Origin of the sequence: Endozoicomonas ascidiicola (genome assembly GCF_001646945.1) — a bacterium.
Lineage (GTDB): Bacteria > Pseudomonadota > Gammaproteobacteria > Pseudomonadales > Endozoicomonadaceae > Endozoicomonas > Endozoicomonas ascidiicola.
Genome location: NZ_LUTV01000005.1, coordinates 301267 through 313946 on the forward strand (window position 1 = coordinate 301267; position 12680 = coordinate 313946).

The 12680-nt window shown below is 47.3% G+C and carries 15 protein-coding genes; 7 read left to right on the top strand and 8 right to left on the bottom strand.

All coding sequences use genetic code 11. From position 1 onward, the window contains the following. Positions 1 to 182: 182 nt before the first annotated feature. Together galU and AKL11_RS15180 are read right to left on the bottom strand one after the other, a co-directional pair. A complete protein-coding gene (galU, locus tag AKL11_RS15175) occupies positions 183 to 1019 on the bottom strand; it encodes a UTP--glucose-1-phosphate uridylyltransferase GalU (RefSeq protein ID WP_067519723.1) in 837 nt (278 codons plus the stop codon). Positions 1020 to 1067: 48 nt separating this feature from the next. After that, the gene (locus AKL11_RS15180; protein ID WP_067518946.1) at positions 1068 to 2435 is read right to left on the bottom strand and encodes a phosphohexomutase domain-containing protein; all 1368 of its coding nucleotides are present in this window, start codon (positions 2433 to 2435) and stop codon (positions 1068 to 1070) included. A gap of 40 nt (positions 2436 to 2475) precedes the next feature. On the opposite strand from AKL11_RS15180, the gene AKL11_RS15185 reads away from it, so the two are divergent. The 4 genes from AKL11_RS15185 (at position 2476) to AKL11_RS15200 (ending at position 6965) form a co-directional block, all read left to right on the top strand. Further along, positions 2476 to 3414 carry a hypothetical protein gene (locus AKL11_RS15185; protein WP_067518948.1) on the top strand — a complete coding sequence of 313 codons (939 nt, stop codon included), beginning with the start codon at positions 2476 to 2478 and terminating at the stop codon, positions 3412 to 3414. Positions 3415 to 3603: 189 nt separating this feature from the next. Further along, on the top strand, positions 3604 to 5184 hold the full coding sequence (locus AKL11_RS15190) for a peptide chain release factor 3 (protein ID WP_067518951.1): 1581 nt from the start codon (positions 3604 to 3606) through the stop codon (positions 5182 to 5184). Between the two features lie 248 nt (positions 5185 to 5432). Further along, complete coding sequence (locus tag AKL11_RS15195) at positions 5433 to 6614, top strand: CD0519/CD1768 family membrane protein (protein ID WP_067518954.1); 1182 nt, start codon at positions 5433 to 5435, stop codon at positions 6612 to 6614. Positions 6615 to 6728: 114 nt separating this feature from the next. Further along, complete coding sequence (locus AKL11_RS15200; RefSeq protein ID WP_067518956.1) at positions 6729 to 6965, top strand: hypothetical protein; 237 nt, start codon at positions 6729 to 6731, stop codon at positions 6963 to 6965. 62 nt (positions 6966 to 7027) lie between these two features. Here AKL11_RS15200 and AKL11_RS15205 read toward each other — a convergent pair whose 3' ends face one another. Further along, positions 7028 to 7513: an FKBP-type peptidyl-prolyl cis-trans isomerase gene (locus AKL11_RS15205; RefSeq protein ID WP_067518959.1), complete on the bottom strand. Its 486-nt coding sequence runs from the start codon at positions 7511 to 7513 to the stop codon at positions 7028 to 7030. A 32-nt stretch (positions 7514 to 7545) separates the two neighbouring features. Continuing rightward, positions 7546 to 8808 carry a hypothetical protein gene (locus AKL11_RS15210; protein WP_067518961.1) on the bottom strand — a complete coding sequence of 421 codons (1263 nt, stop codon included), beginning with the start codon at positions 8806 to 8808 and terminating at the stop codon, positions 7546 to 7548. 88 nt (positions 8809 to 8896) lie between these two features. Between AKL11_RS15210 and AKL11_RS15215 the strand changes: the two genes are divergently transcribed. After that, the gene (locus AKL11_RS15215) at positions 8897 to 9472 is read left to right on the top strand and encodes a DNA-3-methyladenine glycosylase I (protein ID WP_067518964.1); all 576 of its coding nucleotides are present in this window, start codon (positions 8897 to 8899) and stop codon (positions 9470 to 9472) included. A gap of 218 nt (positions 9473 to 9690) precedes the next feature. Here AKL11_RS15215 and tnpA read toward each other — a convergent pair whose 3' ends face one another. The 4 genes from tnpA to AKL11_RS15235 are packed head-to-tail and all read right to left on the bottom strand — an operon-like array spanning position 9691 to position 11257. Then, complete coding sequence (gene tnpA, locus AKL11_RS15220; protein WP_067515084.1) at positions 9691 to 10119, bottom strand: IS200/IS605 family transposase; 429 nt, start codon at positions 10117 to 10119, stop codon at positions 9691 to 9693. Continuing rightward, positions 10017 to 10502 (bottom strand): YbaK/EbsC family protein, encoded by a 486-nt coding sequence (locus AKL11_RS26275; RefSeq protein WP_253705213.1) that lies wholly within the window; start codon positions 10500 to 10502, stop codon positions 10017 to 10019. The genes tnpA and AKL11_RS26275 overlap by 103 nt, the downstream gene beginning before the upstream one ends. An 8-nt stretch (positions 10503 to 10510) precedes the next feature. Next, the gene (gene arfB, locus AKL11_RS15230; RefSeq protein WP_067518967.1) at positions 10511 to 10924 is read right to left on the bottom strand and encodes an alternative ribosome rescue aminoacyl-tRNA hydrolase ArfB; all 414 of its coding nucleotides are present in this window, start codon (positions 10922 to 10924) and stop codon (positions 10511 to 10513) included. Beyond that, the gene (locus tag AKL11_RS15235) at positions 10925 to 11257 is read right to left on the bottom strand and encodes a DUF2288 domain-containing protein (protein ID WP_067518969.1); all 333 of its coding nucleotides are present in this window, start codon (positions 11255 to 11257) and stop codon (positions 10925 to 10927) included. It lies immediately after the preceding gene. A gap of 133 nt (positions 11258 to 11390) precedes the next feature. Between AKL11_RS15235 and AKL11_RS15240 the strand changes: the two genes are divergently transcribed. Both AKL11_RS15240 and rsxA read left to right on the top strand, forming a co-directional pair. After that, positions 11391 to 11765 carry a nitrous oxide-stimulated promoter family protein gene (locus tag AKL11_RS15240; protein ID WP_067518971.1) on the top strand — a complete coding sequence of 125 codons (375 nt, stop codon included), beginning with the start codon at positions 11391 to 11393 and terminating at the stop codon, positions 11763 to 11765. A gap of 328 nt (positions 11766 to 12093) precedes the next feature. Then, positions 12094 to 12678 carry an electron transport complex subunit RsxA gene (gene rsxA / locus AKL11_RS15245; protein WP_067518973.1) on the top strand — a complete coding sequence of 195 codons (585 nt, stop codon included), beginning with the start codon at positions 12094 to 12096 and terminating at the stop codon, positions 12676 to 12678. The last annotated feature ends 2 nt before the right edge of the window (positions 12679 to 12680 follow it).

The window sequence follows — 12680 nt, forward strand, 5'->3', positions numbered from 1 at the left end:
TGAAAGCTTTGGTGGATAACCGCGGCTTCTCAGAGGTAATGGAACGAGTTCTTTGATTAAATCGTCGATCAGGCAGAAGACAGTAGTGATAAACTGTTCAACGGGCATGGCTGGTTTCCTCCTTTGTATCCACTGTTTTTAATAGCAGAAAAGTAGGTCAGTCATGCCTTTTTCAGGTCAGTTTAAAAGTCGAACATCGCGTAAAGATGGTCGTAGCAATAATTAGTCGCCTCAATAAACCCTTCAATGCTGCCGCAATCAAAGCGCTTACCTTTAAACTTATAAGCCATCACACAACCCCGTTGCGCCTGCGCCATCAGTGCATCGGTAATCTGGATCTCACCGCCCTTACCGGGCTGAGTATCCTGAATCAGATCAAAAATATCCGGGGTCAGAATATAGCGACCGATGATGGCAAGATTACTGGGCGCATCGTCTTTAGAAGGCTTTTCCACCATATTCTCAACGCGAATCAGCTCATCGGAGATAGCCTGACCATCGATGATGCCGTATTTGTGCACCTCATCATCAGGCACTTCCATCACCGCCACAATGGAACAGCGGAACTGTTTATACAGCTGAGCCATTTGAGCGAGAACCCCAGGGCCTTCGGTATTGATGCAAAGATCGTCCGCCAGCACCATGCCAAATGGCTGGTCGCCAATAAGCGTTTGACCAGTCAATACTGCGTGCCCCAGACCTTTCATCTCCCGCTGACGGGTGTAGGAGAAAGAGCATTGATCAATCACGCTGCGAATATCGGATAGCAGACTCTCTTTATCCGTACCGGAGATCTGGTGTTCCAGCTCGTAATTCACATCAAAATGATCTTCCAGAGAGCGTTTGCCCCGGCCAGTGACGATACACACATCGGACATGCCCGCCTGTAGTGCTTCTTCAACGCCATATTCGATCAGCGGCTTGCTGACGATGGGCATCATCTCTTTAGGCATGGATTTGGTGGCTGGCAGGAAACGAGTTCCGTAACCTGCTGCCGGAAAAAGGCACTTTTTAATAATGCTCATATTGATAAACTCACTCTGATCTTTTAATCAATGGTCTTTAAATCAGTCTCGAATCAGCTTGAGAAGCTCTTCGGTTTTTTCCTGCATCAGGCTTTCATCGCCCCGACTTTCCACATTCAGGCGAATCACCGGTTCGGTGTTAGACAGCCGAAGGTTAAACCGCCATTGCCCCATATCCAGAGAAATGCCATCGGTGTTATCGACTTCAATCGCCTCTTGCTGATAGGTTGCCAACACTCTTTCGATGGCGGCCTGAGGATCTTCCAGCTTGCTATTGATTTCACCGGACGATGGGAATCTGGCAATACGATCACTCACCAATGCAGACAACGGCTGACCTTTACCCGACATCAATTCCGCCACCAGCAGCCAGGGAATCATGCCTGAGTCACAATAGGCAAAATCACGGAAGTAATGGTGAGCACTCATTTCACCACCATAAACAGCATCTTCCAGACGCATGCGCTCTTTAATAAATGCATGACCGGTTTTGCACAGCACAGGCTCACCGCCCGCCGCCTTCACCTGATCAATGGTATTCCAGGTAAGCCGTGGATCATGGATGATTTTTGCGCCTTTATGATGAGCCAGAAACGCCTCACCCAACAGCCCAACGATGTAATAACCTTCGATAAACTGCCCCTGTTCATCGAACAGGAAACAACGGTCAAAATCGCCATCCCAGGCAATGCCCATATCAGCACCGTGGGCCAGAACTGCATCGGTGGTTGCCTGACGGCAGTCGTGCAATAACGGATTAGGAATACCATGGGGAAAGTTGCCATCCGGTTCGTGATGGATTTTCACAAACTCTACCGGTACATTCAGAGACTGAAAGCGCTGCTCGATAGCATCAACTACATGACCAGCGGCACCGTTACCGGCATTCACCACCAGTTTTAGAGGTTTTACATTTTCAGGTTTAATGTAACCAAGCAGATGCTCAACATACTCATCAAGTACATTAATGGTTTTATAATTGCCTCTTGCCACCGAAGGCTCGGCGAACTGATTCTCCGCAGCCAGCCTTTCTATATCCAGTAAACCATTATCCGCTGTGACCGGCTGAGCACCTTTGAGCACCATTTTCATGCCGTTGTAATCGATCGGGTTATGACTGGCGGTTACCTGTACACCGCCGTCTATACCTAAATGGAATGTGGCAAAATAAATCTCTTCTGTGCCGCTGAGACCAATATCCAGCACATTCACACCGGCATCCCTCAGCCCTTCTGACAGCGCGTGTTTCAGCGACTCACTGGTCAGTCGAATATCACCGCCAACCACCACATCCCGCGGCTTGAGAAACTCGCCATAGGCTCGCCCGATGCGATAGGCAATATCGTCATTCAATTCATTAGGGAGCCGGCCACGGACATCGTAAGCTTTGAAGCAGGGTAAGGTAGTCATTGGAATCACAGCGACAACATAAAGGCATATTTAACTACGAATGCCCCCTTGGACTCAAACGATCATCCGGGAACTTTCTGGTCAACCACTGATCAAAGGTCATCGGTATAATGAATACAACCATTACAACTATTTAGAAATGCATTTGAATCCCTTAAAGAAACTGTCAACCCTTGGTTTAACCCTACTGCTGGGCCTCTCCGCCAATGGCTATTCTGACAGCCCTGTCAGCTACGAACACATGGCTCTGTACCAATTAAAGAGTCATCGTTATAACGCCCAAACCGCCACTATCGAATCACAAAAAAAATACCCGGCTCATTCTGGCTGGCTCCCCCTATCCTGGTGTACTACCTGCTACTTCCATAACCACTTCAACAATGGCGGTCAATCATCCTCTGATGACAAAACTGACGGACTTGAACTCCTCGGCATTACCATCGCGGTTACGGCTATCGTAGCTGGTTCAGCTTACGCCACGTACTATGCAACCAAGCCTTATCCGGGAGCCGCCAGCCTCACCGCGGTGGAGTTGCCTGAGGACTCCCCCTGGCAAATCACAAATTACAAGATCATCCATGGCAGGGTCATCAAAGAGGCTGATTTCTTTTTCGATGAAGAGGCTCTGGCTACAGTCATTAACCAAGGCATGTTTGATAAAACCAGAAACAATGCCGGACGCTTCCTTCTGGTTGATCAAGAGGACTGGTGGGGTCTGATCGGTTACCCCATGAATATCAATATAACGCTATCCAGCACACAAGAGGCCAGCGAAGAAAATAAAAAAATTATCGTTAATATTAAACGCAGCATTACCAATGGCATCAAAGCAGGAGCAATCACTGCAACCATCGTAAATGCACCCGATATTCAACAATCCATCTATCTGAAAAAGCACATTGACTATCCCGGCTGGCTGGAATTTTCCAACTGGCAAGCAAAACCAACGCGTCTTTTACTGGATGTGATTTATGAATAACGGGCGTTTTCCATCCTTTTTGCAGTAAAACGGCCAATCAGCTTGCAGTCGACGCACTGATTTGGATAATTCACCCATTATTTTATTTTGGAGTTTTGTACACTCCCCCTCATCTTAATCTACCCGTCGTCATCTGCCTGTGGGTTTTAAGCACTTGTGTACAAGGTTCCCCACACCATGGAAACACGCATGTCAGCATTGTCGCGGGAAGTTGAAACCAGACGAACCTTTGCCATCATCTCCCACCCGGACGCCGGTAAAACCACGATTACCGAAAAGCTGCTGCTGCTCGGTGGTGCGATTCAGCTGGCGGGCACCGTAAAAGGTAAGAAAACCGGTCGAATGGCAACGTCTGACTGGATGAAAATGGAACAGGAACGGGGTATCTCCATCACTACCTCCGTAATGCAGTTTCCTTACCACGACCGCATCGTCAATTTGCTGGACACACCAGGGCACGAAGATTTCTCGGAAGACACTTACCGTACATTAACTGCGGTAGACAGCTGTCTGATGGTTATCGACGGCGCCAAAGGTGTTGAAGACCGGACCATCAAATTAATGGAAGTGTGTCGTTTACGTGATACACCAATCTTCACTTTCGTGAACAAAATGGACCGGGAAGTTCGTGACCAGATTGAAGTTCTCGACGAAATCGAAGACATCCTGAAAATCCAGTGCGCCCCGATCACCTGGCCCATCAGCATGGGCAAACGCTTTAAAGGCGTCTACAACCTGTATACCGACACCATCCATGTGTTCAAGCCGGGTCAGGCCAGCGTGGTGCCGGATGACATCCAAATTCAGGGCATTGATTCACCAGAAGCTATTGAGCTACTGGGCGACCTCCACGCCGACATGATGGAAGAAATCGAACTGGTTCGCGGCGCCAGCCATGAGTTCGACCTTGAAGAATACCAAGCTGGACGTATGACACCGGTCTTCTTTGGTACCGCGCTTTCCAATTTCGGCGTTCGTGAAATGCTGAACGATTTCGTGAAATGGGCACCTTCTCCGTTGCCACGGGAAACCGATGCTCGCTCAGTGCCTGCAACAGAAGATAACTTCTCCGGTTTCGTGTTCAAGATTCAGGCAAACATGGATCCAAAGCACCGTGACCGTATCGCCTTCCTTCGCATTTGTTCCGGTAAATACACCCGCAACATGAAGATGAAACATGTGCGAATCGGCAAAGACATTAAGATCGCCGACGCCGTCACTTTCCTTGCAGGTGATCGCTCACATGTGGATGAAGCCATCTCCGGCGATATCATTGGTCTACACAACCACGGCACTATTCAGATTGGTGACACCTTCACGCAAGGCGAACTGATGAAGTTTATGGGGATTCCTCACTTTGCCCCTGAAATGTTCCGCCGCGTTCGCCTGAAAGACCCACTGAAACTAAAGCAATTGCAGAAAGGCTTGAAAGAACTGTCTGAAGAAGGTGCGACTCAGCTGTTCATGCCATTAAACAACAATGACCTGATTCTTGGCGCCGTGGGTGTGCTCCAGTTTGATGTGGTGATGCGACGCCTGCAGGATGAGTACAAAGTAGAAGCCATTTACGAACCCGTCACTGTGAATACAGCCCGCTGGGTGGACTGTAAAGACAACAAGAAGCTGGAAGAGTTCAAACGTAAGTGCGCTGAAAACCTGGCCATCGACGGCGGCGGTTACCTTACTTATCTGGCACCGACCCGGGTAAACCTGTCTTTGTCTGAAGAACGTTATCCTGACGTTACCTTCCGCACAACACGAGAGCATTGAGGCAGGCTGGCACTGTTCCTTAAAGAGAATGGTTGCCAACTTTCTGAGCAAAACACGTAGGTCGGTAATTCTGAAAGAATTGCCGACAGCCTGCTGCACTCTCGTATCTGTGCCTCTGGTATCCGGGTGTCGTCAACCCGCTGGGTTACCGACCTACGAAAGAATCATTTGCACTCAATATGCTTTTCTTGGAACTGAAGGAGCGGACGCTTGTCTAACAAATCACCCACTGTTTTTCTGGACTATGTATGAGTAAAGCCGTCTCATCCGGATCAGATGCTACACGAAATATCAGACATACCGTGGAGCCCATTGTTCTTCTGACACTGTCAGGCTTGTTGTTTGGCTATCTTGGTCAAACCATGGGTGTGACCAACATGTTTAACACCCTGTTCAACACGGCCCACCAGCTGCTGCTGAACACCGTACTTTTTCTGATGGGAATTACCGTACTGACCGGCGCCGCCGGTCGTCTGTTAATGGAGTTTCATGTCATCGCTCTGATTGAGCGCATGCTGGTGCCATTCATGCGCCCACTGTTCAATCTGCCAGGCCGCGCAGCCATGGCGGCCATGATGACCTTCTTTTCCGATAATCCAGCCATCATTGGTTTAGCGAAGGATCGTCGCTTTAACCATTCTTTCAAAGTGCACGAGATTATCTCTCTGACCAACTTTGGCACCTCGTTCGGTATGGGTCTGATTGTTATCACCTTTATGGCCACACTGCAAAACAGCCAAACTGGTGACACCTACTTTATTCCCGCCATGATTGGGCTTGCAGGTGCAATGGTGGGCGCAATTGTTTCTACGCGCCTGATGCAGCGATTTATCCGCAACGATCATCGGCTCCACGATGTGAGTTTCACCGCCACTCACAGTGACCTTCTGGACGATCACAGCTCCACCGATCCGGTGTGGTTACGTTTCCTGAATGCTCTGCTGGATGGTGGGAAGGGCGGCGTTGCCATGGGCGTTGCCATTATTCCCGGCGTTTTGATTATCAGTACTTTTGTCATGGTGCTGACCTTTGACGCCCCAACCACAGGTTACACTGGCGCTGCGTTTGAAGGCGTTGCCCTGTTACCGAAACTCGCCAGTCATTTCACTTGGCTGTTTGAGCTGCTGTTTGGTTTTGATCATGCGGAGTTGGTGGCATTTCCAATCACGTCTCTTGGCGCCGTTGGTGCAGCCATGTCTCTGGTACCAAACTTTATCAATCAAGGGCTCGTTGGCGGCAGCGATATCGCCGTATTTACTGCGATGGGAATGTGCTGGAGTGGTTACCTGAGCACACATACCGCCATGCTGGACTCGCTTGGTTTCAGACAGTTGACGTCTAAGGCCATTCTTGCTCACACCATCGGTGGTATTTGCGCCGGCGCCGCCGCTCACTATTTTTACCTTTTGCTCAGTCCAATTATTTATTGATCATTACTCCCTCTACGACCAATGTAGAGGACAAACCTCGACCTTCCGCTAAGTGTGTTCCACCTCCTCTCCCTTTAAAATAAACATCTGAAGTACAGTTTCAGGGAGAGAAGTATGCGACTGATTCGACTATTAGGCCCACTGCAACAGGCCATCGACACTATGAGCAAAGGTAGTACATTTAAAGTCAGTACCCTGCTGATGGATCTGGATCTTTGGGAAAGCCGCAATGATTTACACAACATGCGAACTACCATGGCTTTTAAAGCACTGGTCGAAGATGGTTTACTGGAAAATATCCAACTATTGACACTACAGAAAACAAAGCACGCGGTTTATCTTACTTACTGATTCTTAAACTGGCTCCATAAAAAAAGCCGACAAACATCGGCCTTTTTTGCACTCACTTTTACTCAGTGCTCATGGCCACCAGGCCCATGAACATGACCATGATCCAGTTCTTCTTTTGTTGCTTCACGAACTTCAACCACCTCTACACTGAAGTGCAGATTCTCACCCGCAAGGGAGTGATTTGCGTCAATCACCACCTGATCTTCTTCATCATTAATAGCAATAACCGTTACAACACGAGGGCCGATGGCCGTGTCCGCATGGAACTGCTGACCCACTTCTACAGAATGATCACCAAACTGCTCTTTCGGCACTGGCTGAACCAGGCTCTCATCGTACTCGCCGTAGCCTTCAGCTGACTCAACAGAGACTTCAAACTTGTCGCCAGCCTGCTTGCCTTCCAGGGCATTCTCCAAGCCTTCAACAATGTTGTACTCACCGTGAATATAAGCCATGGGAGACTCGCCTTCAGAGCTATCCAGCACTTCTCCATTATCATTTTTCAGAGTGTAATGAAACAGCGCCACTCGTTCTTTGGCTATCTTCATCAGTATTCGCCTTTGTCTGGTAAACGGCTATCTTAGCTGGCATTTAGCTCGGTAGCCAGCGTCTCCATTCCCGGCATGGTTATAATACGAATTACCACTGGAGAGTTCATTTCCAACTGTTTCTGTATCTGTTCCTGTAAACCTATACACATTTTATTTTGTTTACTTTCCTGCTTTAAGACGAGTTCTGGCTCCTTCCTGGTGAACAGAGTCTGCGCGATTGTTCTGGTTAAATGAAACTTATCCATTACACCCTCGTCATACCTCGACTTTCCATTTTCAGGAGCAGAGTGATACCCACACGCCCATACTTCATGCGCCGAAAAGAACCAGTTAATGGCGTCTTGCCCCTTTGTCATCAAGTTCCGCCTGGTAATATTCATAAATGCCTGACACTTCACCTCTTCAGACGTCTGGTTAGTTTCAATATCACAAAAATTTTGGAAAATGTCTTCACTGAAAGAAAAGCTCTTACCAATTAACTTGTTAAATAGACCCGATACCCTATGAGCATTTTGTAGAATGGAGTCTGGTACTCTTTTATGGTCAAACCAATAAACGGCCCTCTTCAATAAATCTTTTTCCCCAGCACATCTAAACATACCTGAACTTTTTTTTATGCAATGATTTTTCATACTATCTACCAGCAAATGACGATTCATCACTCCCCATAACTCATCAGGGATTATGCTTGATAGCGACAGCTGGAACCTACCATCAACAGTGCATTCTTTTAAAAATTTCGATGCATCTTTCATCTTGTTCTGTGAGCTATTAAACAGCCTTAAGAAAGGAAGTATCTCACTATTGCTCCTTTTCGTTTCTGGCATCGATGTCAATCGATTCAAATAGCCTTCACATTCTTTAAACACACTACCGGCGTCCAAATATTCGCAACAAACCTGCCTTAACATAGTACCGACATTTTGACCGCCAAACCTTTCATTAAAACACAGTAATGCAGGTGACTGAGGCCTTTCACCTTCATAAATACCCTCTACATCCGTTGCAACAACACTTTCCGTTGCAACAACACTTTCTTTTTTAACCTCAAGCTCTTTTAACAGACTGTCCAAATCATCATCACAGCCGGCCTTGAACTTAAGGCTATCCCCCTCATTATTCCCAAACCTTTGTACATGGTAATCTTCAAGTCTTTTTTGGTTGGCTTTACTTGCTTCAGGATCACTATCACTGTGAATTTTTTTTACGATGGAACTACGTACTGGCAACTCTTCCGGCGCATCAGTTGGCTTGTTAATCTCACCAATGCAGAAACTTTGATCAATATACAAGTAGCCTCCTCAGGGTTTAACTATTTATAATGACTCATTAATATTTTTTCTGTTAAAAATAGATCCTATTTATAAAGAGTAAACCTCATTGAAAGACCCACGCTGCACTTGGTGCCACAGTGACCCGTTATATATTCAGTATCACGATAACGAGTGGGGTGTGCCTACCCACGACGATAAAACACTGTTTGAATTTTTGGTTCTGGAAGGTGCACAGGCAGGCTTAAGCTGGATTACGATATTGAAGCGACGAGAAGGCTACCGAAACGCCTTTCATGACTTTGATGTAGAAAAAGTCGCCCGCATGAAAGAGCAGGATATTGAACGACTATTACAGGATACCGGCATTATCCGGAACCGCCTGAAGATCAAGAGCGCCATCAAAAATGCCAACGCCTTTATCAAAGTGCAGCAAGAATTTGGCAGCTTCAGCCAGTACCTCTGGTCTTTTGTGGATCATCAGCCAATTATCAATCATCGGCAAACCATGGGTGAAGTACCTGCCACTACAGAAGTGTCTGACAGGATGAGTAAAGATATGAAGAAACGCAATTTCAGCTTTGTGGGCAGTACGATTTGTTATGCTTATATGCAGTCCATGGGATTAGTGAATGATCACCTGATAAGCTGTCCTTCATTTGCTAATTGCTGCGAAAGATCCTGACGTTAGCTTCAACAGATTTTCAGCAGCAAGCTCAACCTCCAACCCTCGACGACCAGCGCTGATAAAAATTGTCTCAAAACTGTCTGCTGTACTATTTACTACCGTGGGTAAGCGTTTTTTCTGACCCAACGGGCTAATGCCTCCAACTCAACAACCACCGGCTAAAGCCGGTGGGTTAGATTTACGGACTGAAAGTCCGGATACGCGTCCAAGACGCGTTAGTATTCAGTCCTGAAGCTATCATCTACTTTGGGCTCAAAATGATGATCCAGATACTCCTTGATCATCTCTTCAGTCACCTTTCCCGATGTGACACAAAAATAGCCTCTTGCCCAAAAATGCCTTCCCCAGTATCGCTTCTTCAAATCAGGGAAACTTTCAAACAATCTTGTAGACGACCTTCCTTTGACCCTCCTCATTATTTCACTCGGAGCCATATTCGGAGGCGCTGACACAAACAGATGTACATGATCCTTACTAATCACTCCCTTAAGAATCTCTATCTCAAATGCCTGGCACGTTTCTCTTATCAGCTCCCTGGCTCTTAAGCCAACATCTCCCTTGAGCACCTGATACCGGTACTTCGTGACAAACACAAAGTGGTACTGAATATTAAATACTGTGTGACTGCCATACCTGTAGTCCATCGCAGAACCTCTACATCCAGATAACTGCGACAAAATATCATAGCTAAAGCTGACCGGCTAAAGCCGGTGGTTTTAACCTTACGAAAGACTAATAAATAGCCCGTTGAACGTTCTGCCTCCGGTTGCTCAGCCATCACTGCTTTCTTGGCACCGCAGGCGGCGGCCATTGCTTTCAAATCCAGCATGCCGGCAACCGGCACCACTGCAACTGCCAGTTGTCGTCCATCCAGCTTTACCAGCAGTGTTTTAAACACCTGATTTGCATCCTGCCCCATTTTTTCCACAGCCTCTTCTCCATAGGAGTGACTGTCTGGATCATGGTCGTACTGATGCACCTTAAAATTGGCTTTGGCTTTTTTGAGCAGATTAATGGCTGGCGTCATATCTTCACTTAATGATCAATTCGTCCACGTAAATTCTTAACTTGAGCGCGTTTTTTCTTACCTTCCACCCGGCGTTTTTTAGAAGCCAAGGTGGGTCGTGTGGCCTTACGATGTTTTTGAACGACGGTCGCCTTTTGAATTAATTCCTGCAGGCGAAGCAGGGCATCGTCCCGGTTTTTCTCTTGCGTTCGAAATCGCTGAGCCTTTAAGACAATGACTCCCTCCTGAGTTATCCGGGCATCCCTGAGCGCCATCAAACGCTCTTTATAGAATGGTGGTAACGAAGATGCCTGAATATCAAACCTAAGGTGAACAGCAGACGACACTTTATTTACGTTCTGGCCACCCGCGCCTTGAGCTCGAATATAGCTGAGCTCTATTTCATCCGCAGTGATCAGTACACCGTCCGCTATCTGCAACATTCAGTTAACCTTTTCCTGAACCAGAACCCATGGACGAACCACCACCGCCCAGAACTCCTGATCGTTATCGTTCCAGTGTAACGCCTGCTCATCAGACACCTGGGCAAGGCTGCCTTCTTTCAACCACTGTTCGATCGTCGCTTTGTTATCTACCGACATTTGATAACCAACGTCGATCAGATCCAACGTCTTATCCACATAGAGCACAAGACCCTGAGCAAAATAACGTTGCAATTCAGACCAACCAATACTGGATGTTTCATGATTCAGCTTGGTCTTTTCCAACGTTTCGTTAGTGATTCCCACGATTTCCGTATTTACATTCTCGGACATACAAATTCACTGCCTTCAAAGCATTTTTCTCATAAGAATGATGCCGATCATACCTCAAAATGCCAGATTGTTTGGAGAAAATGCGCACCTGTGGGATTATTACCCTATCGAATAAGAGAAGGTTTAGCTGTTTATGCCACTCACCCTCGACGGTCCACTGAAAGATCATCCTAGACTGGCACGTGAGTACATTACTGTCAGCCATATGATCGAACTGTACTGCCAACACCACCACAAGCACCGTACTCTGTGTAATGAGTGTTTATCTCTGCTGGCATTCAGTAAAAGGCGCCTGGAACGTTGTGTTTACGGTGACGACAAACCTACCTGTGTGAATTGCAAAGTCCATTGTTATAAAGCAAATCAACAGGACAAAATTCGTGAAGTGATGAAATGGGCTGGTCCACGCATGTTGTTTAAGCATCCCGTTTTAGCCATAAAACACGTTCTTGATGGCCGAAAACCCATTCCAAAGCATCCAAAAGATTCAAGACATTCTGCAGCATAACAAGGCCTGGGAGGCCAGTCGGTGCCCAACATCCCAATACCGGCTGGTGCAAGGCTGACCTCCATGTTAGAACTGGACGCAGGCCAAGCGTAACCCCGCTGTACGAAACTTCCCCATTAAATTTGCAGCCAACACTACATGCATACTAGTTGCAGTAACGATATAATCCCGCCTCCGTTAGCACGAATACTTTCGTGGCACCCTGAAAATGCACTAGCCAACCACAGGTTTATCGTTATTCGATAAATGTCTTTAATCAACATTTATCTACATTTTTCAGGCATATATACTTGACGCCTTCCGGCAGACATTGGCTATAGGGAAACCAATGAGCGAACTGATACTGATTCTGGTCAGCGCCATACTGGTCAACAATTTTGTTCTGGTACAGTTTCTTGGGCTGTGTCCATTTATGGGCGTGTCCAACAAGCTGGAATCGGCCATGGGCATGTCCATGGCGACCACGTTTGTTCTGACGCTGGCCTCCATCTGCAGTTATCTGACTCATCAATATATTTTGTTGCCGCTGGGGCTGGAGTTTCTAAAAACCATCTCCTTTATTCTGGTGATTGCCGTGGTGGTGCAGTTCACCGAGATGGTGGTGCGCAAAACCAGTCCGTTACTTCATAAAGTGCTGGGAGTGTTTCTCCCCCTGATTACCACCAACTGTGCCGTGCTAGGTGTCGCCCTGCTGAACACCAACCGTTTGGACAGTTCTCTGGTGGACTCCGCCACTTACGGCTTTGGTGCTGCGGCTGGGTTTTCTCTGGTACTGGTACTCTTTTCCGCCATGCGGGAACGTATTGCAGCTGCGGACGTGCCAACCCCATTCCGTGGTGCCGCCATAGGCATGATCAGCGCCGGACTGATGTCCCTGGCATTTATCGGCTTTACCGGGTTGATCAAACTGTGATG

Excerpts from the sequence above, each read along its gene's own strand:
- rsxA (WP_067518973.1), top strand. The coding sequence starts at position 12,094 with ATGAGCGAACTGATACTGATTCTGGTCAGCGCCATACTGGTCAACAAT.
- AKL11_RS15200 (WP_067518956.1), top strand. The coding sequence starts at position 6,729 with ATGCGACTGATTCGACTATTAGGCCCACTGCAACAGGCCATCGACACT.
- AKL11_RS15240 (WP_067518971.1), top strand. The coding sequence starts at position 11,391 with ATGCCACTCACCCTCGACGGTCCACTGAAAGATCATCCTAGACTGGCA.
- AKL11_RS15180 (WP_067518946.1), bottom strand. The coding sequence starts at position 2,435 with ATGACTACCTTACCCTGCTTCAAAGCTTACGATGTCCGTGGCCGGCTC.
- AKL11_RS26275 (WP_253705213.1), bottom strand. The coding sequence starts at position 10,502 with ATGACGCCAGCCATTAATCTGCTCAAAAAAGCCAAAGCCAATTTTAAG.
- AKL11_RS15195 (WP_067518954.1), top strand. The coding sequence starts at position 5,433 with ATGAGTAAAGCCGTCTCATCCGGATCAGATGCTACACGAAATATCAGA.
- arfB (WP_067518967.1), bottom strand. The coding sequence starts at position 10,924 with ATGTTGCAGATAGCGGACGGTGTACTGATCACTGCGGATGAAATAGAG.
- AKL11_RS15205 (WP_067518959.1), bottom strand. The coding sequence starts at position 7,513 with ATGAAGATAGCCAAAGAACGAGTGGCGCTGTTTCATTACACTCTGAAA.
- AKL11_RS15185 (WP_067518948.1), top strand. The coding sequence starts at position 2,476 with ATGCCCCCTTGGACTCAAACGATCATCCGGGAACTTTCTGGTCAACCA.
- AKL11_RS15190 (WP_067518951.1), top strand. The coding sequence starts at position 3,604 with ATGTCAGCATTGTCGCGGGAAGTTGAAACCAGACGAACCTTTGCCATC.
- AKL11_RS15235 (WP_067518969.1), bottom strand. The coding sequence starts at position 11,257 with ATGTCCGAGAATGTAAATACGGAAATCGTGGGAATCACTAACGAAACG.
- tnpA (WP_067515084.1), bottom strand. The coding sequence starts at position 10,119 with ATGGACTACAGGTATGGCAGTCACACAGTATTTAATATTCAGTACCAC.